We start from the raw sequence: 23,368 nt of genomic DNA on the forward strand, positions 1-23,368 counted from the left end.
GGTCAGGCCTTTCGCAGCGTTGATCCGCCGAGCAGCTCGGTGACGATCCGCTTGTCCTGCAGCAGATCCGCCAGCTGGCCGGCCTTCTCGTGGAGCACGGCACGGATGCGCGTGTCGATGGTCTTGGTGGCCACCACGTCGATGACCTCGATGGAGTCGTGGATCTCCGAGCCGATGCGGTGGCAGCGGTCCTCGGCCTGGGCGGCTTCGACGAGTGACCAGGGGCGCTGCAGGAACACGACGGTCCGCGCGGCGGTCAGGGTGAGCCCGACGCCGCCGGCGCCGGTGGTGACGCAGAGCAGATCGAGCTTTCCTCCTTGGAAGGCGTCCGTCGTGGCCGTGCGGTCCTTCGCGGACTGGCCACCCATGATGTAGCCGACCTGCAGCCCGGCCTTCGTGGCCTGCTCACCGGCGAGCTGCATGAGCTGCCGAGACGGGGCGAACGCCACCACCGGCTCGCCCGGCCGCTCAGCGAGCACCTCCAGCAGTGCGTCGACCTTCCACGACGGGGCCTTGAGCACGACCTGGACGTGCGGGCGCTCGACCTGCAGACCGTCCTCCTCGACCACCTCGGTGGTGACCGTGACGTCGGCGGCCGCACTGGCCAGCTGCTGCAGCCGGGTCAGCTGAGCGAGCACCGACATCACCGACAGCTCCTCGCCGCCGGGCAGCTCAGCGATCATGTCCTGTTCCATCTGGTCGTAGGCCTTGCGGTACGGCGGCGGGAGCTCGACCTGGCGCACGCTGTAGACCTTGGGCGGCAACTGCTGCAGCACGTCGGCCTTGGCGACCCGGCGGTGCTGGCCCTGCAGCGTCATGCGCATCTCGGCCTCCGCGTACGGGTTCAGGCCGACCACCTTCGCGCTGTAGTCGCCGGGGATGGTGCTGCAGTAGCGGGCCTTCCACCGCTCCCCCGACGGCCACGCCAGCGGCGCCATCGCCTCCAGCACCGGCCACAGATCACCGGGGTGGTGCGTGATCGGGGTACCGGACAGCCCGACGAAGTTGTCCGCCCGCTTCGCCAGCCGCCGCGCCGCCATCGACCTGGCCGAGTGCGGGGTCTTGATCAGGTGACATTCGTCGACCACGATCGTGCGCGGCCCGACCCGGGTCAGCAGGCCTCCCTTGGCGGAGTCCCGTGCGGCGGTGTCGTAGCTGGACACCAGCACATCCGCCTGCTGCTCCGGTGACCGGGCAGCCAGCCGGCGGCGCTGCTCCGGGCTGCCCCGCCACGCGTTGACCCGCCACTGCGGCGCCCACGTCTGCCACGCCTCGATCCACGGGTCAACTACCGACATCGGGGCGAGCACGACCGCCGGGGTGACCTGATGGCCCTGAGCGGCGCGCTCGAGCAGCCCGAGGATCGTGGTGATGGTCTTGCCGGTGCCGGGCTCGTCGAACAGCAGCCCCCGGCCGACCGCCCCGATCATCCGGGCGCCCTCGACCTGGTACGGCCGCGGTGTCAGCCCCTCCGGCAGCTCGACGGACAGGTCCCCGCCGTCGGGAGTCCGACGCATCGTCTCGGCCATCAGCCACTCGGTGAGCCGCGGTCCCGGCCGCCAGGCCGAGCCGAACAGGTGCGCCAGCTGGACGACCGCCGCCCAGGTCGCGGGCAGGGTGAGCGCACCGGGCGGGTTGCTGGGCTTGATCAGGGGGGTCATCAACTGGACCTGCACCGCCATGTGCGCGATCGCCGCGTCGGGCCCGACGCCGATCAGCACGATCGTCTTACCGTCGGCGGTCAGCTCGCCGTGCAGCATGGCGGGAGGCGCGGCGGGTGTGTCGAACAAGGTCACGGAGCACCTCCTGGAAGAGTCGGGAGTTCGAGAAGGTCACCGCCCGGCCCGGGCGTGGGGAAGAGCCACCCGGGCCGGACAGTCACCCGCTCAGCCCGCCGACTGGCCGGTCAGGTGCGCGAACAGGGCCTGCTGCTCCGGGCTGAACCCGGCCGGCCCGGCAGCCGGAGCTGCTGCGGGCGCGGGAGCCTGTGCCGGAACCGGCTGCGGGGCCGGGGGCTGCTGCTGCTGCTGGGCCGGAGGCGCCGGCGGAACGGGCTGCTGGTGCACGATCGGCTGACCGGAGGCCGTCGACATGACCGGAGCCGCCTGCTGCTGCGGGGCGTACACAGGTGCCGGGGCGGGCACCGGCGGCGTCGGGATAGGAAGACCCGGAGCCGGACCATCAACCGTCGGCGCGGGCCGCCGGTACTCGACCCGGTACTGGAACGCCGGGCTCATGTTGGGGATGGGCCGGACGCTGACGAGCGTGATCCGCACCCAGGCCCCCGACTCCGGAGCACCGGCCGGAGCACCCGCCTCGGCCATGGCCCGGGCGAGCTCGTCACGGGACTGGCCCTTGACCCACCAGCCGGCCTGGCCGTCCGGGAACTCCTGCGACGGCTGCATGATCAGCGGAACGACCATGACCGCCTTGGGCCGGCCGTCGCGGTAGGTCTGCACCTGGCCGTTGCGGTCGGTCTGCGGGCGGATGTCGCCGTCGGTGATGGTCCGGGCGATGAAGCCCTCGTAGGCCTTGCCGATCTGCGGGTTGCCCTGGGCGTCCTTGAACTTCAGCGACGGGCCACCCGCCGAGCTCGGCTGCTGCCAGTAGTCGTCGAGGCCCACCGAGGGCAGCGGCTGCGCCGGAACGGGCTGCTGGTACTGCTGCGGGGCGTACTGCGGCTGACCGTAGCCATGCGGCGGGTAGGCCGGCTGGACAGGGAACTGCGGCTGCTGCGGGTAGGCGGGCTGGGCCGGGTAGCCCTGCTGCGGCTGCTGGGGGTACTGCGGCATCGCCGGCTGGCCGGGGTACTGAGGCTGCATTTCTGATCTCCTTGTTCAGCTGTTCGGCCCGGGACATCCGGGTCCGTTGTCACGCTTGGATTGCGGGCGGTAGAAGGGGCAGAAGAAGCACTCGTCGTCATCGCTGGAAATGGGAATGTCGGTGAATGTCAGTTGGCCGGAGACGACTTCTTCCGCCAGTGCCTTACGGCGGTCGGTGAGCCTGAACACCTCCTCGATCAGTGGGTCGTCCTGAGGCCCCGTGGCGCGTTCCCAGACGTAGAGGCCGTCCAGGCTTGACGCCGTGCGGGGGTAGGCGGCCAGCGCGACGCGCGTCACCGGCAGCCCGAGATTGCGGTAGCCCTTGCCGTAGAGCAGGAGCTGAATGACGTACTTGACCGGCGGCCCCTTCGGGCTGCGGACTTTCGCCATCGACGATTCGCCGAGGCATTTGTGGTCGACGACCGCCGTTTCAGCAGCGTCGTAGAGGTCCGCGGTCCCGGAATGGTCCGGGTGCGGAACGACCCGCTGCTCGGCCAGCCACCGGGGCGCCGGCAGCTTCAGGTTCTCGGCGGTGAACGCATCGGCCAGCCAGGCGTGCACCGCAGTGCCGACGACCGACGGCCACGGGTCCACGACGTGGTTGGTCACCGGGATGCCGGCCAGCTTGCCGACCACCTGCCGGTCACACGGCACGCCCAGCTCGCTCGGGCCAAGGTGCTTCTGTACGTTGCGCGCCGACCCGTTGGCCTGCGCGACCACCACCCGGCGCAGCTCGGACGCGTATCGGCTGGCCCACGGGCTGTTGCCCTCCAGCCGCGCCGGAGCCGCCCGCATGAACTCGTCGATCTTGCTCATCAGAAGCACCCGCACGATCCGTTGGCGGTCGGCACCTGGAAGCACTCCGTGCAAGCCGGACGCGCCGCGGGTCGTGGTTCGGGGTGAATCTGGTGACATTCGTTGTCGGTGTGGATCCAGCCCCCGGCGCCGTCCGCGCGGCAGTTGTCCCCGGGCAGGATCACCTCGGCGCAACCTGAGCACTCGCTCTCGTACCGAGCGGTGAAGGTGGGTCCGAGCTGAGCCAGGACTTCGCTGATGCGCATCGGCCTGCTCACGACGATCGCCCCCGAAGATCCCAGCGGCCGCCCTTGCGGGCGTAGGTCACGTACACCGCGGGCTGCTCCTCCTTGAGGCGTTTGGTGTCCAACGACCAGCTCTCGACGTACGACAGCCGCAGCGGCATGGCGAGCGCCGGGTGATCGACGTCGACCCGCACCGCGGCCGGGTTCGCCGAGGTCAGTTCCGCCTTGATCGCGTCTGTCACGGACTTCAGCCGACCGGTCAGCTCGTCGACGCGCGGCTTCAACTCCGCGTAGGTGGCGAGCAGGTCGTCCAGGCGGCTGCCCGGTTCGACGGCTGCGCGCTGGGCAGGGACGTTGTTGCTCATTCGACGACCACCAGACCGGCCGGGTGCCGGATCTCCGAGGCCTCGCCGTGGGCGTCGAGCGCCAGCTCCAGCCCGTACGCCCGGACCGTCTGCACCGGCACCAGGGGCCGGCCGCCGACCTCGACGACCGTGCACTTCGGCGCGACCAGCAGGCCGGAGCCCTCCAGATCGGAGAAGATCTCGTCAGCTGCGGCGTCACGCCGGTCCTGCGACCAGTTCTTCGGCAGGTGCCGCGCGATGACCTCGCGGTACTCCTCGGTGCTGCTCATGCCGGCACCCCCGCCCGGGAACGGTGCACGTCAGCGATTCGGCGCCGCAGCCGGCCACCCGGTCCGAACAGGGCAGGCAGTCCGAGTCGGGCCCGGGTGTTCTTGACCTTCTTCTGGTCGCACCCGAGCGTCAGTGCGATCGCCTGGTCGGATCGGCCCTCGTGGTACAGCCGCTGCACCTGCTGGTCGAAGCCCTCGACACCCTCGCCGGCCAGCGCCCGCAGCGTCGCCTGACGGACCCGGAACTTGCGCTCCATCGCCGTCCAGCTCATCCCGCCCCCGACGGCCGCCCGGACCACTAGGGCCCGCCGATCGTCGGTGAGCGCCTTGAACGCGGCGGGCCCGGAGTTCAGCACCCGCTCGACGAGCACCTCGTCGGTCTCCGGCGTCACCTCGCCGCGTTCGGCCAGCCCGAACCGCTTGCGGGCCTGGCGCCGCTCGGCGTTGTTGGCCATGTCGACGCCGCCCCAGATGCCGTAGCGGTCCCCGTTGCTCTCGGCCCGGGTGAAGCAGGCCTGGGCGAACCGGCAGCGCTCGCGGCAGGTTCGCCGGGCGCGGGCCTTGTCGAGCTTCGCCTGGAACGCTAGCCCGGCCTCGACGACCTCGGGCAGTCGTGGACTGGCGAAGAAGATGTCGGGGTCGACCCGGCCGGGAGCGCACCCCCTGGCCGGATCTTCCATGAACGAGACGCGGGTCATCGACGGCTCCCTTCGAGCGCAGTGGTGGGGTGTGTGGCCGCCGAGGCCCATCCGTGCTGCCGGGCGCGCCGCAGCCGGTGCCGGATCAGCTCCGGGCGGGTGCCGAGCTTGTCGGCGATCTGCCGGCGGGTCAGGCCCTGGGCTTCCAGAAGGCGGTAGTTCACCAGCCAGGCGGCCAGTCGTTGCGGACCGGACCCAGGTGTGCTGGCCGGCAGGGCGGCCGGGTCGTCGATCGTTTCGGTGGTCCACTCCATCGGCGGGGCCCATCCCTGCTCCGCCGCCCACACCCGGGTGGCCTCCGCGGCCGGGCTACGGCGCCATCCGCTGGTGGCGAGCCGGTCGTAGAGCCGGGCGATCAGGTACGCCACGCGTGTCGGTACCGGCTCGGCCCGGACGAGCGTCTCGAACTCCGCGACGGTCCGGCCGGTGATGTGCGCCTGCTCCGCCAGCGACCAGCCGAGACGGCACAGCGCCTGGATCCGCCGCGCGGTCCCGAACCCGTCGACGTACGCGCTGTAGGTGTTCGGCCGGGTGAGGGTGCTCGTCATTTCGCGCCGCCCTTGGCCAGCAGGCCGAGCACGTTGCGACGCCAGCGCAGGGCGTAGCGGATGCAGTTCGCACAGTTCTTGTGCCGCACCGCCGGGTCCTCGACGCACTCGGGCAGCGGCGCGGCGTAGCGGGCGTCGTACGACCAGGCCATCGAGTCGGCGGTGTTGAGCAGGTGGCCGTACTTCTCCAGGCCGCGCAGCTTCACCCCGAATCCGTGAACCGGTAGGCCTTCGTCAAGGGCGAGCAGCGTGGTGACGATGTCACCGATCTCGTCTTCGGCCTGGCGCCGGCAGACGGACCCGAGCCCGACGACCGGGTAGTTGCCCAGGCTGATTCCCGCGGCGTCGTAGCGGTCCCAGCAGCGCAGGTAGTCGTCGCGCTCATAGCCCTGGAGCACCGGCATGAAGGGATTGGTGAAGTCGTCGCCCCACAGCTCGCTGAGCTGGATGAAGTTGTCGACGGTGCGCCGCTGGTGCTCTTCGACGCTCAGCTTGGTCCCGGCGAACGTGACCGGCCCGGCCTTCCCGCCGGAGATGACAATGGGCTCGCACATCCAGTCCTGCGGCGCCGCCCACTCGAGCCGGCCGATCTCGGCGTCGTACCGGCGCACCGCGGCCACGTACTGCTGCGGGGTGGTGCGCCACTCGCCGTACATCTGCAACTCGGTGAAGCCGCCGGAGTCCAGCGCCCAGTTGACCCGGGCAGACGGCAGGGAACGCCGTTCGTTGAGGCGCCGGTGAGAGACGAACAGGCAGGCGTCCGTGGGCATCTGGGCCGCGCCGAGCCAGCTGGTCTCGTGAGTGCCGAGGTAGAACGTCTCGACGGTCACCGCCTGACCCCCAGCAGGTTCGCGATCTGCCCCAGGGGCTCGGCGGCGCCGTCCGGGAACGCGCCCGGGTCGACGACCCATCGCTGGGCGATCTCACGGACCCCGGCGGTCTGCTTCGCCCCCGCGGCGTGCGCCCGGCTGATCAGGCCGACGACGACCTGCACGGTGGTGGCCTCGTAGGTGGCCAGCCAGGCGAGGATCCGCGCGTCGAAGCGGCCCAGCTCGACCCCGGCGTCGGTGCACGCCTCGCGCAGGTGGCTGAGCTGGAGGGCGGCGACCACCCCGCCGGGCTTGTTGGACAGCGGCACCGCCCGGACTTCGGTGGCCAGCGGCTCGGCAGCGGCCTGGGTCTCGGTGTCGTAAGGACCGAAGACGGTCATCGCGCTCACCGCTTCCAGGCCCGGTCGTGGGCGGCGTGCGTCTTCTTCAGCACGTCCCGGATCGCGGCGACCAGCTTGGGCAGGTCCGGCACCGTGGCGCCGGCATCGATCTGGCGGATGAACTCGTCGAAGGCGACGATGCCACCGAGAAGGGCCAGCCGGCCTTTCTCCGAGCGGTCGCCCGACTGGTCAACCAGGGTCAGCTGCTCCTCCAACCCCTGGATCGTCTTGCCGTGGTGCTCGCAGTCCAGAGCGTTGCGGGATGCCTCGCGGACCTTGCGGTCGGCGTCGACCTTGATGTGCACGTTCTGGTCGTTGAGGAACTGGATTTCCTTGAGCACGGCGTGGACCGCCACGTCGATGACCTCGGCCAGGTCAGGGTGGTCGGCCTTCACCCGCTCCAGCGCGTACAGCTCGCTGCGGACCCGGTAGGTGGTAGCCCGCAGCGAGGTGCCGTTGCCGTCGAAGCGGTTCCGGTCACGCGGGTCGAGGTGAGCACCACCGACGTGGTCGGCAGGTCCGTCCGCCGTGCAGGCGGTGCGCTGGCAGACCTTGTCTCGCCCGTAGGTCTCTGCGGCGGTCACAGCACACCTCCGGCAGGAGCGGCGTCCTCGACGGTCTTCATGCGGGACGGCACCTGAGGGGCGACACTGGCGTCCTGCTCGCCGAGACTGCAGAGGACGCGGTCGACGAGCACCCAGCGGAGGTCGAACAGCGCGGGAAAGTCGGCGGCGTACGTCTGGAGCTCGCCGATCTGAGCCTCGTAGCGATCAGCCAGCTCTTCGGGGCGCATTCCCTGCTTGCGGATGGTCACGGCGCCGTTGAGGATGTGCGTGATCTTCGGCAGGAGCTTGTCGAGCGCCTTCACGAAGCGCGCTTCAGGCGTCAGTCGGGTCTCGTAGCTGCTGATGAGGGTGGCGACCCAGGGCAAGGTGCCGCGGAACTCCCTGTGGATCCGTACGAGGGCGGCCTGCTCGCGTGCGGCCTTCTCTGCCTTGGCGTCGGAGGACTGCATTCGAAGCGTGGGGGTATCGCCGGCGTAGACCTCGACGAAGTCGTGTACGAGGGCGTACTGGGCGATGAGCCCGACGTTCAGGTCCGGGAAGTATCGGTCGGCCAAGGCGCAGGCGATGAGGCCGAGCATCACGGTGTGGTCGGTGTCCGACTCGGGAGTCAGGCCGTCCTGGTGGTAGGTGATCCGATTGACGCGGCCGAAGTCGAGGGCGAGCCCTCCGAGGCTGATCATCGCGTCCGCGGTCTGGTGAGAGCTAATCATCAGCACTTCACCGCCCCTGGTTGATCGCGGTCTTGGCCGCCGCAATGGACTTCTGCATCGCGGTACGCCGGCGGGCCTGGTCCGCGGTCAGCGAGGAGTCGACGGGACGCCAGTCGGAGCGCAGCCAGTCGGCGGCGTTGCCCAAGGCTCGATATGCCTTGTCCAGCTCGGCCTGAGCGTTGGCGAGCATCTCGTCGGGTGTGGGAAGGGAATTCGTCATGGCAGGTGTCCTCACTGCTCAGGGGAGTCGTAGGTCCACCGCTCGCGCATCTCGGCGACCCACGCGGAGGCGTCGTCATCGAGGGAGCCGGTGGGGATGTCCGGAAGGGCGTCGGGCGGGTAGGCGAGGTTGACGTGGGAGAAGTCCCGCAGGTCGGCCAGTAGCCGGGTGGCGAACCGGGCCCGCCCCTCCGCGTCCTCGGCGGCGGCCAGGGCATCGGCCTCGTGCCGGCGGGCATCGGCCAGCGCCGCGGCGAAGTTGTCCCGTTCGGCCCGGGCCTCGTCGCGCTGCGTCTTCAGCTCGCACAGTCGTTCCTGCATGGAGGCCAGGGCGGCGACCAGGCCCAGCCCGATCACGACGGCGGACACCGCTCCGGCGAAGACGATCGTGGTGCCGGTCATCGCGCACCCGCCTCGCCCATCTGGGCCAGGTAGGCCAGCGCGCTGGCGAACTCCACCGAGGCCGCCAGCAGCAGCAGCGAGGCCAGGCCGTCCCGCTTGCGTTCGTTGGCGATGGCGGCGCCGATGACCAGACCGGCCAGCGTGACCATCACGACGACGGCGCCGATCAGGAAGACGGTCACAGCGACCCGCCTTCGCCGCCGCCCGACGGATTCGAACCGGTACTCCGCAGCGCCTGCTTGAGCAGCGTGCCGATGCCGGGCGGCGGCGGGCCGTCGATCTCCCGGGCGATGTTGCGGAACATGTCCCGCTCGGCCTCGTCGGCGGCGCGCTGTGCCCGGACGTTGTCGATGTGCATCGGGTGATCACGAGGGTCAGCCACGGTCCGCCTCCCCGGTGGGATACGGCGCGTAAGCCGGGGGTCCCTGACGGCACGCCTTGTTCTGCGCGTACTCCGGACAGTCCGGGCTGCTCTGGCAGCTGATTCCGGCGTTGATGCAGGAGAGGACCGGCAGCATCTCCGGTGCGAACTCGGTGAGCCATTCAGTCAGGGCCTGCTCGTCTTCGCGGAGCTTGGCGATCTGGTCCGGGATCCGGTCGAGTTGCCTGCGGATGATTCCGGCCAGGAAGGCCCGGTCCTCCGGTGACAACGCGAGGATGCGTGCCCGGCGCTGCTCTGTGGTTTCGTCAGCCACGCTATTCACCGCCCTCAGATGAAGACGGACGGCAATTCGTCAGCCGCAGCTCGCGCAGCCACGCGGGCTCGAAGTACCGAGCGGTGCGGATGGTCGCGCCCAGGAACGCTCCCGGGCCGGGCTTGCTGGGCATCCCGAGCAGCCATCCGTACTCGCCGGTGAAATCGGGGTTGCACCGGTAGAGCCGAGGTGTCGGCGGCATGATGCTGCTGTCGATCTCGTGGTTGATGCAGTGGGCCCACGCCAGGGCGGTGAAGACGTCGGGGTCGCCGTCGTACCGGATCAGACCGATCTCGTCATCACCGTCGAGCAGCTGGTGCACGCGGAACGGAGATTTACGCACGGGTATTCACACCTCCCAGTTCGTGACGGGGAAGGTGTCCACGTCGTCAACGGTCGGAGAGCAGTCCATCCACCAGGGGAACTGCGACATCTGGGCGCACTCGCTGCAGTTCGTCTCGTGGTCCTTGCGGCCGGCGTATTCGCACTGCTTTCGGAGCACGGCCTGCCCGGTCCGGATGCGGTCGAGCGCCTTGGCCCAGTCGCCGCCGAAGCTGGAGAAGTCGTCCAGGTCGGTGAATCCGAGGCTCTTGGCGTAGGCGTTAAAGGCGGCCAGTGCCCGCTTCGGCTCGTGGTGGCCGAGGGCAACCATCCCGCCGTCTTCGCCGAGCGTGCTGACCTTGATGCCGAAGAACTCCTCGAAGCCCTCCAGATCCGGTAGCAGTTGTGAGTTAGCCACGAGTAGTCACCCCCAGCAGCTCCGCGATCTGCATCAGCGGGTCGGCGGCGCCGTCCGGGAAGGCGCCCGGGTCGACCACCCATCGCTCGGCAAGCTCACGCACTTCGGCGCTCTGCTTCGCCCCGGCGGCGGATGCCCGGCTGATCAGGTCGCTGACGGCTTGAGCAGCCATCGCTCCGTGGCTGGAGATCCAGCGCAGAACATCGCGGTCTAGCGGGCTGAGCTCGATGCCGCGGTCGATACAGGCCGACATCAGGTCGCCAGCGATCAGGTCGGTGGGCGTGACCTCTCGATTGCCGTTGACGCCGAGCACAGATGCTTCAACCGTGTCGATGGTCTTCAGGCGGGCCGCCACATTCACGGGGGTGAGGATCATGACCTCGTTGTCCTGGACGTACGGGACGCCCGTGTACGGGTCGGTGCGGCGCTGCGGGGTGATGTTGGCGTCGGCGCAGATCTGTCGCGCCTCGTCCTCGGTGTACCGGCCAGCCTCGTGGAGGCTGTTGGTGTAGCCGCGACGGCCGGGCCGCCACCACATGCCGTGCTTGTTGGACCAAATCAGGTGGGTGCTCATCGCTGGTCATCCCGATTGGTGACGATGAATCCGCGCCCCTTGGGGTCGTCATGGCCACGCACGGGGGTGACCTTGTACGCGGGGTTCAGCTCGTACGACGTGACGTCGTCCTTGGCGATGAATCGGCCGCCGTCAGGGCGGGTGATCTCATGCGCGTCCCGATCGAAGTTGATCTCAGAGTTACTCATCAGTATTCGTCCTCGCTGGTCAGAGGGTTGTCGGCCCACCGCTCGCGCATCTCGGCGACCCACGGGTCGTCTTCGAGAGGGGCGGTGGGAATGTCGGGAAGGGCGTCGGCCGGGTACGCCGGCGGGTAGGCGAGGTTGACGTGCTCGAAGCCGAGCCGCTCCCGCCGCTCCCGCTGCTCGCCGAGCAGGTTGGTGGCCAGACGGGCCCGGCGTTCGGCATCGGTGAGGTCGGCCAGGGCCTGCCGCTCGTGGCGCCGCGACTCGGCCAGCTCCGCTTCGGTGGTGCGCAGCTGCTGCCGGGCCTCGTCCCGTTCGGTCTTCAGCTCGCACAGTCGCCGCTGCATGCCGACCAGCCCGGCGGCCAGGCCCAGCCCGACCACGACCGCGGTCACCGCGAAGGCGAACATCAGCTTCTCGGCGGTCATCGCGCACCCGCCTCGCCCAGCTGGACCAGGTAGATCACCGCACCGGTGAACAGCAGTCCAGCCGATGTCACCAGCGCTGCGGCGATCCGGTTGCGCTTGCGGGTGACCGCCACGGCGGCCGCGACGACCAGGCCGGCCAGCGTGACCAGCACCGCTACGGCGCCGGCGAGGAAGGTGATCATCGCTGCGACCCGCCTTCGCCGCTGTCACGGCCCTGGTAGAAGAAGTCGTCGTACTCCGGATCCGCGGGGTGGCCGACCTTGCCGGCCCGCTCCCAGCGCTCCTCACGGATTGCCCACGCCTGCAGTCCGGGCCGGGTGTGCGCCAGGGCGAACATCTGGCGGGACCGCTCGTCGTCGACGAGGTCACGCATCTGCTCACCGAGGACGGTGCTGCACAGCGCCTCGCTCATCCGGGCGAAGTGGGCCAGCGTCTCCGGCCCGGCGTTGTGGACCTCGGCCTGGATGTGGGCCAGCGCCCGGTTGCGCATGTCGGTGGTCGCCTTGGCGGTCAGCGGCGCCACCTCGTCGGCGAACACCCCCTGACCGGCCGGGGCCGCGGCGCCGGTGATGTGCTCGAGCTCGGCGATGGCGTCGGCGTACCGCTGGTCGAGGGCGAGCCGGCACACCCGGCGCGGGATGCAGCCGACCTGGGCGAGGACCCGGTCACGCATCCGGTAGTAGTCGGCGGCCATGGTGGTGCTGTCGATGACGGTCATCTCAGACACCGTCCTTACGGCCGCGGCCCAGCAGGCGCCGGATGCGACCGGCCAGGCTCAACCGGTGGCGGCCGACCCGCTTCGCCTCGGGGCGGAACCGGTCGAACCGCTCCTGCACGGCGTCACGCGGCGCGGTCGTACGGAACTCGACGGTGGTAGCCAGGTCCGGGTCGGCGTCAGGGCGGCGCAGCCGGGGCGGCAGGCCCTCCCGGTACGGGGCCAGGTTTCGAGTGCCCTCGCCGACGAGCCGCAGCGGCCGGCCGGGGGTGTTGGTGCTGGTGTGCACGGTCACGATGCGGCCCTCCGGGGTGAACTCGATGGCCGGGCCGGGCGTGGCGTAGACGGTCATCGCGACACCGCCGGCAGCAGCTGGACCAGGTCCAGGTAGACGCCCTGGTCGAACAGGAAGACGAAGGTCGTGAGGGGCCCCGTCAGGTCGACGCTGAACGGCTCCTCGACGCCGGACGCCCAGATGACGACGTGCCCGTTGACGACGTCGACCTGGTCGATGCCGGGCAGCGTCTTGATCAGGTGCGCGATCGGGCACTCGCAGGTGTCCGACATACGGCCCTTGATGTCGCGGGAGCGCAGGGCGTCGGCGACTTTGTCGGCGCTTCCCCCGCGGCTGACCTCGGCGAGCAGCGCGATGATCTGCGCCCGCAAGTCGGTGGTGACCGGATCGGTCATGGGATACTCCTTGCTGGTTGGCCCTTCAGCGCTGCTTGTCGGTGGAGCTGGAGGGCTGCTGTTTGTGACCGGCCCGGGCCTGCGGGGTCTCGCCGGCGAGTTAGGGGCTTGCCGGACTCGTGTCCCGCTGACCTGGGCCGGGGCTCAAGCCGCCTTCTGCGGCTGGGTGGTGGATTTCGGCCCGCAGGCAGGACGCAGTACGTCCGCGATGCGCTGACGCCGCTCCTCGGACAGCGGCGGAGCTTCCGCGGCCACCTGGTGGGCGTATTCGCGAAGTTCCGCTTCCTGCTCGGGTGTCATGCCGCCACCCTGGAGGGCGCGAAGGTGATGGGGTCGCAGGCCAGAACTTCGCCGAGACGAACGCGAACCTTCGGGGTGATTCCCCGGGTTCCGCGCTCCGCCTCGCTAATCACACTCGGTGAAATGCCGATCAGTGCGGCGAGTTCCTGTTGCTGCATGCCAGCACGGATCCGCGCCTCCCGCAGCTTGCGGGGGTCGTGATCGACCGGGCTCTTGCGCCGCGGCCGCCGTGTCGAAGTCATGAACGAAGCATGCGCGAAGTTTCGCGACTTAGCAAGACTCTGATCGGCGGAACTTCGCACGCGGCAAGGCCGAGATCGAATACGTTGATGTGCTTGAATATGTGAACAACCTGACGCGAAGGTTCTCGTTCCGCATCGTGGACTTCGCGTCTTTTCGCGTGAGAGGATCCGCCCCATGGACACCGAGTCGCCCCGACAGCTGCCTGAGGGCCGGTTGCTGCACGACGCCCAGAAGGCGTCAGGCCTCTCGATTTACGCCGTTGCCGAGCGGGCGGGGATGAGCGACGCCCGCTGGCGCCAGATCGTCAAGGGATCGATGAGCGTGCAGGGCGTGGTCGTCCCGGTCGTCGCCAACGCGAAGACCCTGGCGCGTATGGCGCGAGCAGTCGGTCTGGGTCCGGACGACCTCATCGAGGCCGGCAGGGACGACGCTGCCGAAACGCTGCGGGCCACCGTTGCGGTGGAGGGAGCGCCGATCGAGGAACCGGAAGGCGCGGCGATCGAGGAGCTGGAAGGCGCGGCGACGGAGACCGTGACCCAGCGGCCCGTACAGGTCGGCGACGCCATTGAGATGATCTACGGGTCGAAGTCGATGACCGCGGAGCAGAAGCTCGACGCGATCCGCAGGGTGCTCCAGTTGCACGCTGAGATCGATGCCCGCACGGGGAACACCGCGACCTTCCAAGGCACCGGAGCTCTCACCGCCGGACGCCCCGAGGAGAACTGACGGTTAGCCGTCCCAGGTGATGACCACGCTGTCCTTGCTGAACAGCCGGCGGCCAGGTCCGGCTTGCAGCAGGCGAATCCTCATCCCGAGGTCCCGTATCACGGCCTGGCGCCGGCCGACGTCCGGGTAATCGAGCCACGCCTGTCCCGGGTCGGGAGCGCTGAGCAACGCCCCTACCGCGCTTCCGCGGCCCAGCTCCGCCATCTGCCGTTCGAGGTCGACCAGCCGGTCACGGATCTTGCGGCTACGCCGGGCGAGGTCCCGCTCGTCGATGTCGAGGTTGTCGGCCAAGGTGTCCAGGCGCCGCCGCAACGCAACCACCTCGGTGCGCAGCGGGGCGGCGTCAGGGGCCGGTTCCGCGAGCAGCGAAGCCAGATCCGGCCGGCGTAAACGCTCGACGACCACCAGTCGGATCAAGATGTCTATCGCCTCGGCGGCCCGGGTGAGGTAGCAGGCCGGGCAGCGGTACACCCGGCGCTGATCACCACGCGCCTTGGCTCCCCGGTAGGTGCAGATCATCGTCTGCTCCGGGCACCGGCTGCACAGGTAGAGGTTCGTGCCGAGCCAGGAGAGCGCGTTGCCGCGCCGGTTCGTCTTGCGGTCCGGGTCGCTGAGCAGCGCCACAGCCGCTTGGTAGACGCTTTCGCTGATGATCGGCCGCCAGGTGGCCTTACCCACCACGGCGCCCTTGTGAGCTCGCAGTGCGGCGTTGCGTGGGTTGATGAGCATCCCCCGGACAGCGTTGTGCTTCCAGGGGCCGCCCATCGTGGTGGTGAGGCCAGCCCTGTTGAGGTCGGCGGCGATGCCGGACAGGGTGCCCCCGGCAAGGAGCGTCGCATACGCCTTCTTCACTGCAGCGGCCTCGGGGCGGACCTGATTGGCCCCGGTCGAGTCGTAGCCGAACGCGCGGCGGCCGCCGGGCGGCAGGCCCTGCTCGGCGGCCTGCTGGTTGCGGTCACGCTGCCGCTGGCCCTTGCGCTCCACCTCGTGTCGGGCGACCGCGGCTTTGATCCGCAGGTACATGCGGCCGTTCTCGGTGAACGTGTCGACCTCGCCGTCTGCGGTGATGAGCCGCACCTCGCCGCGCTGCCCCATCTCGATCCAGTCCTCGACTTCGCGCGGGATGCGGGTCAGGCGGTCGATGTCGTGCGCGATGACGACGGTGATCCGTCCAGCCCGCACGTCGGCGAGCAGGCGGGCGTAGTCACTCTTCGGCCCGCGCGGCTTACTCGCGGACACGTCGTTGTCGACGTACTCGGTGACGCTGGTCCATCCGTGCCGGTCGGTGATCGCGCGGCACATCGCCCGGTAGCGGTCGATGCCGATCTCCTCGCCGGTTCGGTCCATGCTCATCCGCAGGTACACCCCCACTGTCATAGTGGGTAGGCTACGGCACTAACGGCAGGCGTAGATACATCCCCGGGTGATCTCCAGGGCGTTGAATTTGTCCCACTTCAGAGCGAAGCCGGGGAAGTCGTTGAGATCGCGCTGCTTCGCCTTCCCGGTCCGGATCAGGTTGCCGGTAGCGTCCCGGTAGGCAAGGCCGGTGATGCCGGTCGGGTCACCCTTCGCGTCGACCAAAGAAAGCAGGGTCGACTCGCCCTCGCCGATCGCCGCCATGTCCCAGCCGGCGTCCAGGGTCTGCACCGGCTCCGCGGTGGCGTGCACTCCCCCGGCCAGATGGATGACACCCGGCGGGTCGGCCAACTGCCGGATCTGCTTCAGCTCCTCGGCCAGAGCGGCGGCATCAGGCGAATAGAAGGACCACAACACCAGGGTCCTTACGCCCGCCGCCTCACGGATGTGACGGGCGGTCTCCTCCACGCTCTCGCCGAAGCGCACCTCGTACCGGGTCGCGGTCTCATGCTGGCCCAACGCGCCGAGCAGCGCATGAAAGCCGTACGTCACCGCCTTGCGATAGCGCAGCACCAATACGAGATCCAGACCAGACATGCGCCGATTCTGCCAGCCCGGATCGCCGCGGCCGCGAGAATGACGCCCAGTCGAAGGCGGGTTGTCACATCGACATCGACATCCATAAGTTGGTTGTCATGGAGAACCTCGATTCCGCCGAGGAATGGCTGGACTCGTGGGTGGCCGGAGTCGATGCTCAGGCTTCTCGCACCGTCGAGCTGTCCCGCCGTGTGGCGGGCTGACCGGCGCCGCCCGCAGCCGGGACGGGTCCGTCACCGTCACGGTCGGATCGTCCGGGGCCCGGGAATCGCTGAGCATTGACGATCAGGCCCTGCACACCACCGGCGCGGACCTGAGCACATCATGATCCTGATCCGGCAGGCCCAGGCACACCTCACCGAGCAGGTCCGCCAGACCGTCGGCCTGGACACCGAGACCGGCACGATGCGGGCCGGCGGTCACCACCCGCCCCGATCGGGTTCAGTAACTCTCAGCCGGGCTCGATCAGGCCGCGCCGGGTTGCCTCGGCCACCGTGCTGACCCGGTTGCCGGTACCGAGCTTGCGGTAGATCCGGACCAGATGAGTCTTGATGGTCGCCTCGCTGAGAAACAGTGCCGCGGCGATGTCCCGGTTGTTGTGTCCGCGAGCCAGCAGCCGGACCACCTGCGTCTCCCGGTCGCTCAGCAGCGGCTCCGGGTCGGACACCCGGCTGATCAGACGTTCGGCGGCTCCCGGCGCGAGCGTCATGCCTCCGGCCGCCACCGTTCGGACCGCACGGAACAGTTCCTCGGGCTCACCGGCCTTGAGGACGTAGCCACGGGCACCGGCCTCGATGGCCCGCATCACTGCATCCTGGCTGCCGTAGCTGGTGAGAACCACGATCCCGGTTCCGGGAACGGCGGTCAGGATCCGCCGGGTGGTGTCGATGCCGTCGCCGCCCGGCCCGGCACCCAGTCGGACGTCCATCAGCACCACGTCGGGCCGCAGCCGCTGAGCCAGCCGCACCGCGGTGTCCCCGTCACCACACTCACCGGCCACGGTGAACCCCGGCTCGCCGTCGAGCAACGCGAGCAGACCGGCACGGACCACGGCGTGGTCGTCAACGATCAGGATGCTGATCACGGCGGGCCGCTCACGCGCCGGTGGGCAGGGTCGCCAGCACCCGGGTGCCCTGGCCGAGGGCGCTGTGCACCACGCAGCCGCCGCCGAACGCGGCGAGCCGTTCCCGCACCGCGGCCAGACCGAACCCGCGGCCGGCGGCGCTGGCGGCAACGGAGTCGAAACCCACCCCGTCGTCGCGGACCTCTACAGTGATCACCTCACGCCGGTGATCGAGTGTGATCCAGATGTTCGTGGCACCGGCATGCTCGACCGCGTTGGCCAACAACCCCTGAACCACCCGCAGCAGCGCGGTGGCCCGGTCGGTGGCGGGTTCGCCGGGTTCGCCGCGGGTGGCGAAGACGATCTGCGGCGCCCCGTCGTGATTGCGGGAACACAGCTCGCGCACGGCTGCGACCAGTCCGGCACGCTCCAGCGTGGGCGGCGTCAGGTCGTCGATAATACTTCGGGTTTCGGCCAGGCTGGCGCCGAGGGCCTCGCTCACCACCCGCACCTGCCGGCGAGCCGCCTCCGGGCGGCGATCCCAGTCACGATCGGCGGCCTGGAGCAACATCCGGTTGCCGGCCAGCTCCTGGGCAACCGCGTCGTGCAGGTCGCGGGCGATCCGGGCCCGTTCGGCAAGACGGCCGGCCTCGCGCTGTTGCCGGGCCGGCTCACCGTGAGCTGCGCGCAGCTCACCGACCAGCCGCTGCTGCATCCGGTAGAGGCCGACCGTGGTCCAGACCGCGGCGACCGGCGGGGCCAGCAGATCGAGCCGCAGGCCGCTGCCGACTCGGACCAGGCAGACGACCAGAGCCGCGGTGATCAGGGCGACGACGGCGACGGCCCGGTACTCGCCGAACATCCGCAGAGCGAGCACGGCCAACGGCACGACGAGCCAGGCGTAACCGGCCGCAAGGTGGGCCGGAAGAATCCAGCAGGCCCAGCACCACAGGATGAGCAGTGCGGTCAGCCAGGCATGACGAATCGCCGGGCGTAGCCGCTCCCAGCAGGCCAGCCCGATTCCGTAGGAGACGGTGAGCAGAACGATCGGTGGCGCGACTTCCCAGCACAGCTCACTGGACACCACCGCGAGACGCCCGATGGTAGTGATCACCATCGCACCGAACAACACGTGCGGCACCAGCCGGAACAGGGACTACGAGACCTGCTGGTCGACCTGGGGCCTGCCGCTGCCGCACACTCTCACCGTCGACCTGGGCGGCATCTGGAGCAGCGTGTCGACGCTGGAATATCTGCCCAAGCAGTGGAATCGGCGCTACCTGACCGACGGGGACATCACGTCATACACGATCTCCACGAGTGCCGACGGCGTCACCTTCACCGAGGCTGTCTCGGGGACCTGGGCACCCGACCGGACCACCAAGATCGCGGAGTGGCCCGCCCGGACCGCAGGTTTCGTCCGGCTCGAGGTGCACGCCGGGACCGGTGGCTACGCCAATGTGAGCGGCCTGCACATCGGGGGTCGCCGCACCGCACCACGCCGGGTCGCTCCGCCCGCACCGGCCGGGGGCACCTACCGGCTCGTCGCCCGGCACAGCGGCAAGGTCGCCGTCGGCAGCGGCGCGGACGTCGTCCAGGGCTCGTGGACCGGCGCCGCCGCCCAGACGTGGCAGATCCTGGCCGCCGTCGACGGCTACTGCAAGATCCGCAACGTCACCACCGGTTCCCTGATACAGGTCGCCGGCCTGTCCCGGAGCAACGGCGGCAACGTCGCACTCGGGCCCGACGAGGAACTGCCCCAGCAGCAGTGGGCCGTCACCCCGCTCGGCGACGGGTATCACATCCTGATCAACCGGCTCAGCGGCCTGGCACTCAACGTCGCCGGTGCCGGCACCGGCGACGGGGCCGACATCGACCAGTGGGCCTACAACGCGGTCACCCAGCAGCAGTGGCAGCTCGTCGCGGAGCCCTCCGCCGTCTGATAGCGCCGGACCCACCCCGGGCGGACAGCCGTCCGAGCGGTGACTCGCCGTCATCCGGAACGCGGTCGCGATCGGTCGGCCGCGGGCATCAGGCCGGTGACCCGATCCTCGCCGTCGAAGCCGCCTCCGGCGGGTCCGCGGTCACTGACCGGATCCGGCCGGAAGCACATGGGTGCGGGCGTATCTGATGGCGGTGGGGGTGTCGGGAAACACGTGCCCGTCACGGCGAAGCCGGTCGGCAACGCCGAGAACGTCCAGGATATGTTCGTGCTCGGGCACGACACCGGACAGCAGCACGGTGATTCCGCGTCGTTGCAGGCGAGCGATCGCGTTTCCGAGGACGTGCGCTCCGGTCGCATCGATGGTCGACACCCGTGACATACGCAGGATGACCACCCGCACGTCGGCGACCTCGGTCAGCTCCAGCAGGAAGTGATGTGCGGCGGCGAAGAACAGCGGACCGTCGAGCCGGTACGCGACGATGTGCTCGGCGAGGAGCCGGTGTTCCTCGGCCGAGTGATCACCGGGCTCCAGCGCGACCTGCTCCAGCCGAGCGGAACGGGCCACCGCTCGCAGCGCCAGGACCACGGCCACGCTGAGGCCCACAGCGACCGCGGTGACCAGGTCCAGAGCGACGGTCACGGTGAAGGTGAGCGCAAGGACCAGGGCATCCCCGCGGCCGGAACGCACCAGCGCCGTCAAAGCACTGACCTCGACCATACGAACAGTGGTCGCCAGCAGCACCCCCGCCAGCGCTGCGAGCGGGATGTGCGATACCCACGGCGCGGCGACCAGGACGATTCCCATGAGGGCGACCGCATGGGTCAGGGAGGCGAGTTTGGAGCCGGCGCCGGCACGTACGTTGACCGCGGTGCGCGCGATCGCCGCTGTAGCCGGTATTCCGCCGAACACCGGGACGATCAGATTGGCCAGGCCCTGACCGAACAGTTCCCGGTCCGGATCATGCTGCTCGTTGACGCTCATCGCGTCGGCGACGGAGGCCGACAGCAGACTCTCCAACGCGGCAAGGGCCGTCACCGCCAGTGCCGAAGGCAAGAGCGCGGCGGCGGCGTGCAAATCCAGGAAGTCCAGCGACGTGGCGGGCAGTCCGGCCGGTAGCGTGCCGATGGGAGTCAAGCCGAGGGGCGTCACCTGGGCCAGAACCGTCGCAGCGGCCACCGCGATCAGGGAGAACGGCAGCCGTGGACGCCACCGGGCACCGAGCAGCATCACCGCGGCGACGCCCAGCGCAACCACGACGGGGGCGGGGTGCGGATCGGCGACAAAACGGGTCACGGAGTCGACCGCCACCGCCCACACCTTCTCCCCCTGCGCGCCCGCGACCCCGAGGGCGGCCGGAACCTGCTGCAACGCGATCACCACGGCGATACCGGCGGTGAAGCCCTCGATGACGGGGGTCGGCAGGTATCGCACGTAACGGCCGAGCCGGGCGAGGGCCAACCCGAGCAGCAGTACCCCTGTCATTGCGCCGACCATCAACACCCCGGTGGCCCCGAACTGCGCCACCACCGGGACAAGGACCACCGTCATCGCCCCCGTCGGCCCGGACACCTGGAGGTTGGATCCGCCGAACACGGCCGCGACCGCGCCCGCGACCACCGCGGTCACCAGCCCGGCCTGCGCGCCGAGCCCGGAGGTGACCCCGAACGCCAATGCCAGGGGCAGAGCCACTACCGCCACGGTCAACCCGGCCAGCACATCACGGCCCGGATTGCGCCGCACCGCCACCCAATCCGAACGCTGCGGCAGAAGCCGGGCCATCCGCCCAGCGGCGCCGGCCACGGTAGCCGCCGTCACCGAGCCGGCCGGTCGGCCTGCAGCTGCACCAGAAGGTCACCGCGATCAGTCAAGACCGCCCCGAGAATCCGGCGGCCGGCGGCCAACAAATCGGCCACGTCGGGAGTGCTCAACGCGTACCGGGTCGCGGCACCCTCCCGTGTGGACTCGACCAGACCCGCCCGCCGCAGGACGGCGAGCTGCTGCGAGAGGTTGGACGCCTCCACCTCAATCTCCGACAGCAGGTCACGAACCTTTCTCGGACCGTCCTGCAACAGCTCGAGCACCCGGATGCGCACCGGATGCCCCAACGTGCGGAACAGCTCCGCTTTGGCCTGATACAACGGCACCGGCACGCGCCCACCCACCCGTCTCGAATCAACCTACCTAGTTTATCAATTGAAGAATTCTTCAAGTTGGGAACCGGCCGCAGGCGTTACGGTTGCGCATCACACCGAAGTCGGTTGTGGATGCCACGTCAAGCCTCCGGCCGGCGCTGCGGACCTCCACAGCGCGACGCACATGGCTCGAGTCTCGGTCTCGACTACCGGCCCCGCTGTCCAGGAGATCACAAAAGGTCAGGGACCTGGTTCGCGAGGAGTACCGCACGATCTTCGGAGAGGAACCATGACTTTGCCTGTACCGCCGAACCGTCCCGTGCCACCAGTCCGAGAGATGAGCGATATGGCATTGGCCGACCTCATCCGAGCCGGTGGCCCATTTCGGGAAGGCCGTTTTCGAACCGGGCGACAGGGCCGCGACCGACGAGGGCGCGGCGAGTCTGCTCGGGGATCCGACCCGCCTTCCTGTCCTTTTTCAGTTGGTCGCGTACAGCTGGGCCAGGTCGATCAGTTGAATGCCTGAATCGGCGGCAGCCGCGACACGGAGATCATCGGCGAATCCGCCGCCGCTGAACAGCAGCAGCCGGCACCGGTCGGTGCGGATGTCGTCCCGGCGATTGAGCAGGGTGCGGATGTGGTATAGGCGTTGCAGATGACCGGTTCCCACGGTCTCGTTCCACTTGGCCTCACCGACGGCGAGCAGTTCTTCGCGGTCGTGATCGTCGCGGCCGAAGACGGCGACGTCGACTTCGTGTTGGGTCCGGGCCGCGGGGTCGTTTACGATGCCGGCCGCGACTCTGGTCGGGTAGCCACCGAGCAGGGCCGGGTCGGCTTCCCAGCGGGCCCAGCTCCGGCAGATCGTCTCGTAGTGCGGGCCGACGACCTTGCTCAGGAAGGTGCGCTGCAGGCGGGGCCAGACCTGCCGGGCACGACCGGTACGTTCGAGGTCGCCCCAGGCCGGTCGCATGACGGCGTGGTAGAAGGTCAGCAGCGGCTCGGCGATCCGGTAGACGCCCCTGTTGCTCTTGAACGCGTCCTCCTCGCGTACGACCAGTCCGGAGTCCTCCAGCACGCCCAGGGCATGAGCCAGGTCGGACGGTTGCCGGCCCAGGAAGTTGGCGATCTCGCCGCGTCGCGTGCGTCCCTCGGCAATCGCGGCAAGGACCGAGTGGTACAAAGCCGGATCTCGGATGTCGGGTTCCTCTGCGAGCAGATAGCGGGCTTCCCGGAACAACGGGCGCGCCGGATTCAGCACAGCACGGACAACCCAGTCGTCGAAGTCGCCGGGCCCTTCTGGCGAATCGTCCTGGGTGAACTCGTGCCGATAGGCGGGCGTGCCGCCGACGATCGCGTTGACGAGCAGCGCGGTGCGCGGGTCGCCGATGTCCCAGAACCGGGCGGCCGCCCGGTAGTCAAGCGTCCGGACCACCAACTCGAGGCCGGCGCGGCCGCGCAGCGGCGCAGTCCCGGACAACAAGCCACCCATGAACGACAGCGCCGAACCGCACAGCAGCAGCCGCACCTGCGTGTTCGAACGTTGACCGGCCGGGTCGAGGGCACGCTGAATGATCGAAGGCAGCGCTGGGCTGGATCGGGCCAGAAACGGAAACTCATCGATCACCACAGGCATCGGCCCACGGCGGGCCAAGGCCATCGTCCGGGTGATCGCTTCGTCCCAGTCGACGAACCGCAGTGGCGTCGCCTCACCGAGGTGATCGCTGAGAGCCTGGCCGAACTGCCGTAACGCGTCGGCCTCGGACGACTCGGTGGCAGTGAACATGAAGCCGTCACCCGCCCGAACCAGCGCGTCGAGCAGGAACGTCTTACCCTGACGCCGACGGCCGGACACGACACCCAGCGTCGCTCCCTGCTGCGGTAGCCGAGCGAAGCGGACCAATTCCTCCCACTCGGCGTCCCGGTCGAAGATCTCCCCCGGCTTCTCCATCGCCACCCTCATGTAAGCGTAGTTACAGTAACTATACCTACATAGGCCAGGCCTCACTGGCCTGCCACCGCATCGCCAACAGACAGCACCGGGTCCGAGCAGACACGTAGTGCGCGTCTGGTCGCAAAGCTGAGCAAGTCGATGACAGGTATGGATCTCCCGCCTGGAGCTGCTACGCACCC

General features: G+C 69.4%; 36 protein-coding genes. 2 read left to right on the forward strand and 34 right to left on the reverse strand.

Features of this window, described 5'->3' with window-relative positions; translation table 11 throughout:
* Window positions 1-2: 2 nt before the first annotated feature.
* The 27 genes from Q0Z83_RS29765 to Q0Z83_RS29895 form a co-directional block, all read right to left on the reverse strand.
* Window positions 3-1,796, reverse strand: coding sequence for a DEAD/DEAH box helicase (locus Q0Z83_RS29765; protein ID WP_317786540.1), 1,794 nt, complete (start codon window positions 1,794-1,796; stop codon window positions 3-5).
* 90 nt (window positions 1,797-1,886) lie between these two features.
* The gene (locus tag Q0Z83_RS29770; protein WP_317786541.1) at window positions 1,887-2,822 is read right to left on the reverse strand and encodes a hypothetical protein; all 936 of its coding nucleotides are present in this window, start codon (window positions 2,820-2,822) and stop codon (window positions 1,887-1,889) included.
* Window positions 2,823-2,837: 15 nt separating this feature from the next.
* Complete coding sequence (locus Q0Z83_RS29775) at window positions 2,838-3,638, reverse strand: hypothetical protein (protein WP_317786542.1); 801 nt, start codon at window positions 3,636-3,638, stop codon at window positions 2,838-2,840.
* 253 nt (window positions 3,639-3,891) lie between these two features.
* A complete protein-coding gene (locus Q0Z83_RS29780; RefSeq protein ID WP_317786543.1) occupies window positions 3,892-4,227 on the reverse strand; it encodes a hypothetical protein in 336 nt (111 codons plus the stop codon).
* Window positions 4,224-4,496: a hypothetical protein gene (locus tag Q0Z83_RS29785; RefSeq protein ID WP_317786544.1), complete on the reverse strand. Its 273-nt coding sequence runs from the start codon at window positions 4,494-4,496 to the stop codon at window positions 4,224-4,226. Before Q0Z83_RS29785 ends, Q0Z83_RS29780 begins: the two co-directional genes overlap by 4 nt.
* Window positions 4,493-5,194 carry a WhiB family transcriptional regulator gene (locus tag Q0Z83_RS29790; protein WP_317786545.1) on the reverse strand — a complete coding sequence of 234 codons (702 nt, stop codon included), beginning with the start codon at window positions 5,192-5,194 and terminating at the stop codon, window positions 4,493-4,495. Before Q0Z83_RS29790 ends, Q0Z83_RS29785 begins: the two co-directional genes overlap by 4 nt.
* Window positions 5,191-5,742 (reverse strand): hypothetical protein, encoded by a 552-nt coding sequence (locus Q0Z83_RS29795; RefSeq protein ID WP_317786546.1) that lies wholly within the window; start codon window positions 5,740-5,742, stop codon window positions 5,191-5,193. Before Q0Z83_RS29795 ends, Q0Z83_RS29790 begins: the two co-directional genes overlap by 4 nt.
* A complete protein-coding gene (locus Q0Z83_RS29800; protein WP_317786547.1) occupies window positions 5,739-6,572 on the reverse strand; it encodes a deazapurine DNA modification protein DpdA family protein in 834 nt (277 codons plus the stop codon). The genes Q0Z83_RS29795 and Q0Z83_RS29800 overlap by 4 nt, the downstream gene beginning before the upstream one ends.
* A complete protein-coding gene (locus Q0Z83_RS29805) occupies window positions 6,569-6,952 on the reverse strand; it encodes a hypothetical protein (RefSeq protein WP_317786548.1) in 384 nt (127 codons plus the stop codon). The genes Q0Z83_RS29800 and Q0Z83_RS29805 overlap by 4 nt, the downstream gene beginning before the upstream one ends.
* A gap of 5 nt (window positions 6,953-6,957) precedes the next feature.
* A complete protein-coding gene (locus Q0Z83_RS29810) occupies window positions 6,958-7,536 on the reverse strand; it encodes a hypothetical protein (protein WP_317786549.1) in 579 nt (192 codons plus the stop codon).
* Window positions 7,533-8,198 (reverse strand): HD domain-containing protein, encoded by a 666-nt coding sequence (locus Q0Z83_RS29815; RefSeq protein ID WP_317786550.1) that lies wholly within the window; start codon window positions 8,196-8,198, stop codon window positions 7,533-7,535. The genes Q0Z83_RS29810 and Q0Z83_RS29815 overlap by 4 nt, the downstream gene beginning before the upstream one ends.
* A gap of 37 nt (window positions 8,199-8,235) precedes the next feature.
* Complete coding sequence (locus tag Q0Z83_RS29820; protein WP_317786551.1) at window positions 8,236-8,448, reverse strand: hypothetical protein; 213 nt, start codon at window positions 8,446-8,448, stop codon at window positions 8,236-8,238.
* A gap of 11 nt (window positions 8,449-8,459) precedes the next feature.
* On the reverse strand, window positions 8,460-8,849 hold the full coding sequence (locus Q0Z83_RS29825; protein WP_317786552.1) for a hypothetical protein: 390 nt from the start codon (window positions 8,847-8,849) through the stop codon (window positions 8,460-8,462).
* Window positions 8,846-9,031 carry a hypothetical protein gene (locus tag Q0Z83_RS29830; RefSeq protein WP_317786553.1) on the reverse strand — a complete coding sequence of 62 codons (186 nt, stop codon included), beginning with the start codon at window positions 9,029-9,031 and terminating at the stop codon, window positions 8,846-8,848. Before Q0Z83_RS29830 ends, Q0Z83_RS29825 begins: the two co-directional genes overlap by 4 nt.
* Complete coding sequence (locus Q0Z83_RS29835; RefSeq protein ID WP_317786554.1) at window positions 9,028-9,231, reverse strand: hypothetical protein; 204 nt, start codon at window positions 9,229-9,231, stop codon at window positions 9,028-9,030. The genes Q0Z83_RS29830 and Q0Z83_RS29835 overlap by 4 nt, the downstream gene beginning before the upstream one ends.
* On the reverse strand, window positions 9,224-9,544 hold the full coding sequence (locus Q0Z83_RS29840) for a hypothetical protein (RefSeq protein ID WP_317786555.1): 321 nt from the start codon (window positions 9,542-9,544) through the stop codon (window positions 9,224-9,226). Before Q0Z83_RS29840 ends, Q0Z83_RS29835 begins: the two co-directional genes overlap by 8 nt.
* Before the next feature lies 1 nt (window position 9,545).
* Window positions 9,546-9,887, reverse strand: a complete 342-nt coding sequence (locus Q0Z83_RS29845; RefSeq protein ID WP_317786556.1) for a hypothetical protein — start codon at window positions 9,885-9,887, stop codon at window positions 9,546-9,548.
* A 6-nt stretch (window positions 9,888-9,893) separates the two neighbouring features.
* Window positions 9,894-10,283, reverse strand: a complete 390-nt coding sequence (locus tag Q0Z83_RS29850) for a hypothetical protein (protein WP_317786557.1) — start codon at window positions 10,281-10,283, stop codon at window positions 9,894-9,896.
* Window positions 10,276-10,857: a hypothetical protein gene (locus Q0Z83_RS29855; RefSeq protein ID WP_317786558.1), complete on the reverse strand. Its 582-nt coding sequence runs from the start codon at window positions 10,855-10,857 to the stop codon at window positions 10,276-10,278. Before Q0Z83_RS29855 ends, Q0Z83_RS29850 begins: the two co-directional genes overlap by 8 nt.
* Window positions 10,854-11,045, reverse strand: coding sequence for a hypothetical protein (locus tag Q0Z83_RS29860; protein WP_317786559.1), 192 nt, complete (start codon window positions 11,043-11,045; stop codon window positions 10,854-10,856). Before Q0Z83_RS29860 ends, Q0Z83_RS29855 begins: the two co-directional genes overlap by 4 nt.
* On the reverse strand, window positions 11,045-11,470 hold the full coding sequence (locus Q0Z83_RS29865; protein WP_317786560.1) for a hypothetical protein: 426 nt from the start codon (window positions 11,468-11,470) through the stop codon (window positions 11,045-11,047). The genes Q0Z83_RS29860 and Q0Z83_RS29865 overlap by 1 nt, the downstream gene beginning before the upstream one ends.
* Window positions 11,467-11,652, reverse strand: a complete 186-nt coding sequence (locus Q0Z83_RS29870) for a hypothetical protein (protein WP_317786561.1) — start codon at window positions 11,650-11,652, stop codon at window positions 11,467-11,469. Before Q0Z83_RS29870 ends, Q0Z83_RS29865 begins: the two co-directional genes overlap by 4 nt.
* Complete coding sequence (locus Q0Z83_RS29875; RefSeq protein ID WP_317786562.1) at window positions 11,649-12,188, reverse strand: hypothetical protein; 540 nt, start codon at window positions 12,186-12,188, stop codon at window positions 11,649-11,651. The genes Q0Z83_RS29870 and Q0Z83_RS29875 overlap by 4 nt, the downstream gene beginning before the upstream one ends.
* 1 nt (window position 12,189) lies before the next feature.
* Window positions 12,190-12,537 (reverse strand): hypothetical protein, encoded by a 348-nt coding sequence (locus Q0Z83_RS29880; protein ID WP_317786563.1) that lies wholly within the window; start codon window positions 12,535-12,537, stop codon window positions 12,190-12,192.
* A complete protein-coding gene (locus Q0Z83_RS29885) occupies window positions 12,534-12,875 on the reverse strand; it encodes a hypothetical protein (protein WP_317786564.1) in 342 nt (113 codons plus the stop codon). The genes Q0Z83_RS29880 and Q0Z83_RS29885 overlap by 4 nt, the downstream gene beginning before the upstream one ends.
* A gap of 144 nt (window positions 12,876-13,019) precedes the next feature.
* The gene (locus Q0Z83_RS29890) at window positions 13,020-13,175 is read right to left on the reverse strand and encodes a hypothetical protein (RefSeq protein WP_317786565.1); all 156 of its coding nucleotides are present in this window, start codon (window positions 13,173-13,175) and stop codon (window positions 13,020-13,022) included.
* On the reverse strand, window positions 13,172-13,417 hold the full coding sequence (locus tag Q0Z83_RS29895; RefSeq protein WP_317786566.1) for a helix-turn-helix domain-containing protein: 246 nt from the start codon (window positions 13,415-13,417) through the stop codon (window positions 13,172-13,174). Before Q0Z83_RS29895 ends, Q0Z83_RS29890 begins: the two co-directional genes overlap by 4 nt.
* A 175-nt stretch (window positions 13,418-13,592) precedes the next feature.
* Here Q0Z83_RS29895 and Q0Z83_RS29900 point away from each other — a divergent pair, with 175 nt between their 5' ends.
* Complete coding sequence (locus Q0Z83_RS29900) at window positions 13,593-14,144, forward strand: helix-turn-helix domain-containing protein (protein ID WP_317786567.1); 552 nt, start codon at window positions 13,593-13,595, stop codon at window positions 14,142-14,144.
* A 3-nt stretch (window positions 14,145-14,147) separates the two neighbouring features.
* Here the strand turns inward: Q0Z83_RS29900 and Q0Z83_RS29905 are convergent, their stop codons facing one another.
* The 4 genes from Q0Z83_RS29905 to Q0Z83_RS29920 all read right to left on the reverse strand — a co-directional run bounded on the left by Q0Z83_RS29905 (window position 14,148) and on the right by Q0Z83_RS29920 (window position 18,292).
* A complete protein-coding gene (locus Q0Z83_RS29905) occupies window positions 14,148-15,521 on the reverse strand; it encodes a recombinase family protein (protein WP_317786568.1) in 1,374 nt (457 codons plus the stop codon).
* An 18-nt stretch (window positions 15,522-15,539) separates the two neighbouring features.
* Window positions 15,540-16,097, reverse strand: a complete 558-nt coding sequence (locus tag Q0Z83_RS29910) for a hypothetical protein (RefSeq protein ID WP_317786569.1) — start codon at window positions 16,095-16,097, stop codon at window positions 15,540-15,542.
* 451 nt (window positions 16,098-16,548) lie between these two features.
* Window positions 16,549-17,181: a response regulator transcription factor gene (locus Q0Z83_RS29915; RefSeq protein ID WP_317786570.1), complete on the reverse strand. Its 633-nt coding sequence runs from the start codon at window positions 17,179-17,181 to the stop codon at window positions 16,549-16,551.
* A gap of 10 nt (window positions 17,182-17,191) precedes the next feature.
* On the reverse strand, window positions 17,192-18,292 hold the full coding sequence (locus Q0Z83_RS29920) for a sensor histidine kinase (RefSeq protein WP_317786571.1): 1,101 nt from the start codon (window positions 18,290-18,292) through the stop codon (window positions 17,192-17,194).
* On the opposite strand from Q0Z83_RS29920, the gene Q0Z83_RS29925 reads away from it, so the two are divergent.
* Window positions 18,261-19,103 (forward strand): RICIN domain-containing protein, encoded by an 843-nt coding sequence (locus tag Q0Z83_RS29925; RefSeq protein WP_317786572.1) that lies wholly within the window; start codon window positions 18,261-18,263, stop codon window positions 19,101-19,103. The genes Q0Z83_RS29920 and Q0Z83_RS29925 overlap by 32 nt on opposite strands.
* A gap of 141 nt (window positions 19,104-19,244) precedes the next feature.
* Here the strand turns inward: Q0Z83_RS29925 and Q0Z83_RS29930 are convergent, their stop codons facing one another.
* From Q0Z83_RS29930 to Q0Z83_RS29940, 3 genes are all read right to left on the reverse strand, one after another.
* Window positions 19,245-20,885, reverse strand: a complete 1,641-nt coding sequence (locus Q0Z83_RS29930) for a SulP family inorganic anion transporter (protein ID WP_317786573.1) — start codon at window positions 20,883-20,885, stop codon at window positions 19,245-19,247.
* Window positions 20,886-20,917: 32 nt separating this feature from the next.
* Complete coding sequence (locus tag Q0Z83_RS29935; protein WP_317786574.1) at window positions 20,918-21,256, reverse strand: ArsR/SmtB family transcription factor; 339 nt, start codon at window positions 21,254-21,256, stop codon at window positions 20,918-20,920.
* A 460-nt stretch (window positions 21,257-21,716) separates the two neighbouring features.
* On the reverse strand, window positions 21,717-23,243 hold the full coding sequence (locus Q0Z83_RS29940; protein WP_317786575.1) for an AAA family ATPase: 1,527 nt from the start codon (window positions 23,241-23,243) through the stop codon (window positions 21,717-21,719).
* Window positions 23,244-23,368: the final 125 nt, after the last annotated feature.

Origin of the sequence: Actinoplanes sichuanensis, from assembly GCF_033097365.1 — a bacterium.
Taxonomy (GTDB): domain Bacteria; phylum Actinomycetota; class Actinomycetes; order Mycobacteriales; family Micromonosporaceae; genus Actinoplanes; species Actinoplanes sichuanensis.

Excerpts from the sequence above, each read along its gene's own strand:
- Q0Z83_RS29870 (WP_317786561.1), bottom strand. The coding sequence starts at position 11,652 with ATGATCACCTTCCTCGCCGGCGCCGTAGCGGTGCTGGTCACGCTGGCC.
- Q0Z83_RS29895 (WP_317786566.1), bottom strand. The coding sequence starts at position 13,417 with ATGACTTCGACACGGCGGCCGCGGCGCAAGAGCCCGGTCGATCACGAC.
- Q0Z83_RS29785 (WP_317786544.1), bottom strand. The coding sequence starts at position 4,496 with ATGAGCAGCACCGAGGAGTACCGCGAGGTCATCGCGCGGCACCTGCCG.
- Q0Z83_RS29865 (WP_317786560.1), bottom strand. The coding sequence starts at position 11,470 with ATGACCGCCGAGAAGCTGATGTTCGCCTTCGCGGTGACCGCGGTCGTG.
- Q0Z83_RS29875 (WP_317786562.1), bottom strand. The coding sequence starts at position 12,188 with ATGACCGTCATCGACAGCACCACCATGGCCGCCGACTACTACCGGATG.
- Q0Z83_RS29900 (WP_317786567.1), top strand. The coding sequence starts at position 13,593 with ATGGACACCGAGTCGCCCCGACAGCTGCCTGAGGGCCGGTTGCTGCAC.
- Q0Z83_RS29795 (WP_317786546.1), bottom strand. The coding sequence starts at position 5,742 with ATGACGAGCACCCTCACCCGGCCGAACACCTACAGCGCGTACGTCGAC.
- Q0Z83_RS29820 (WP_317786551.1), bottom strand. The coding sequence starts at position 8,448 with ATGACGAATTCCCTTCCCACACCCGACGAGATGCTCGCCAACGCTCAG.
- Q0Z83_RS29775 (WP_317786542.1), bottom strand. The coding sequence starts at position 3,638 with ATGAGCAAGATCGACGAGTTCATGCGGGCGGCTCCGGCGCGGCTGGAG.
- Q0Z83_RS29815 (WP_317786550.1), bottom strand. The coding sequence starts at position 8,198 with ATGATCAGCCTCGGAGGGCTCGCCCTCGACTTCGGCCGCGTCAATCGG.
- Q0Z83_RS29770 (WP_317786541.1), bottom strand. The coding sequence starts at position 2,822 with ATGCAGCCTCAGTACCCCGGCCAGCCGGCGATGCCGCAGTACCCCCAG.
- Q0Z83_RS29890 (WP_317786565.1), bottom strand. The coding sequence starts at position 13,175 with ATGACACCCGAGCAGGAAGCGGAACTTCGCGAATACGCCCACCAGGTG.
- Q0Z83_RS29905 (WP_317786568.1), bottom strand. The coding sequence starts at position 15,521 with ATGACAGTGGGGGTGTACCTGCGGATGAGCATGGACCGAACCGGCGAG.
- Q0Z83_RS29885 (WP_317786564.1), bottom strand. The coding sequence starts at position 12,875 with ATGACCGATCCGGTCACCACCGACTTGCGGGCGCAGATCATCGCGCTG.
- Q0Z83_RS29910 (WP_317786569.1), bottom strand. The coding sequence starts at position 16,097 with ATGTCTGGTCTGGATCTCGTATTGGTGCTGCGCTATCGCAAGGCGGTG.
- Q0Z83_RS29790 (WP_317786545.1), bottom strand. The coding sequence starts at position 5,194 with ATGACCCGCGTCTCGTTCATGGAAGATCCGGCCAGGGGGTGCGCTCCC.
- Q0Z83_RS29780 (WP_317786543.1), bottom strand. The coding sequence starts at position 4,227 with ATGAGCAACAACGTCCCTGCCCAGCGCGCAGCCGTCGAACCGGGCAGC.
- Q0Z83_RS29930 (WP_317786573.1), bottom strand. The coding sequence starts at position 20,885 with ATGGCCCGGCTTCTGCCGCAGCGTTCGGATTGGGTGGCGGTGCGGCGC.
- Q0Z83_RS29805 (WP_317786548.1), bottom strand. The coding sequence starts at position 6,952 with ATGACCGTCTTCGGTCCTTACGACACCGAGACCCAGGCCGCTGCCGAG.
- Q0Z83_RS29855 (WP_317786558.1), bottom strand. The coding sequence starts at position 10,857 with ATGAGCACCCACCTGATTTGGTCCAACAAGCACGGCATGTGGTGGCGG.
- Q0Z83_RS29860 (WP_317786559.1), bottom strand. The coding sequence starts at position 11,045 with ATGAGTAACTCTGAGATCAACTTCGATCGGGACGCGCATGAGATCACC.
- Q0Z83_RS29825 (WP_317786552.1), bottom strand. The coding sequence starts at position 8,849 with ATGACCGGCACCACGATCGTCTTCGCCGGAGCGGTGTCCGCCGTCGTG.
- Q0Z83_RS29925 (WP_317786572.1), top strand. The coding sequence starts at position 18,261 with ATGGTAGTGATCACCATCGCACCGAACAACACGTGCGGCACCAGCCGG.
- Q0Z83_RS29880 (WP_317786563.1), bottom strand. The coding sequence starts at position 12,537 with ATGACCGTCTACGCCACGCCCGGCCCGGCCATCGAGTTCACCCCGGAG.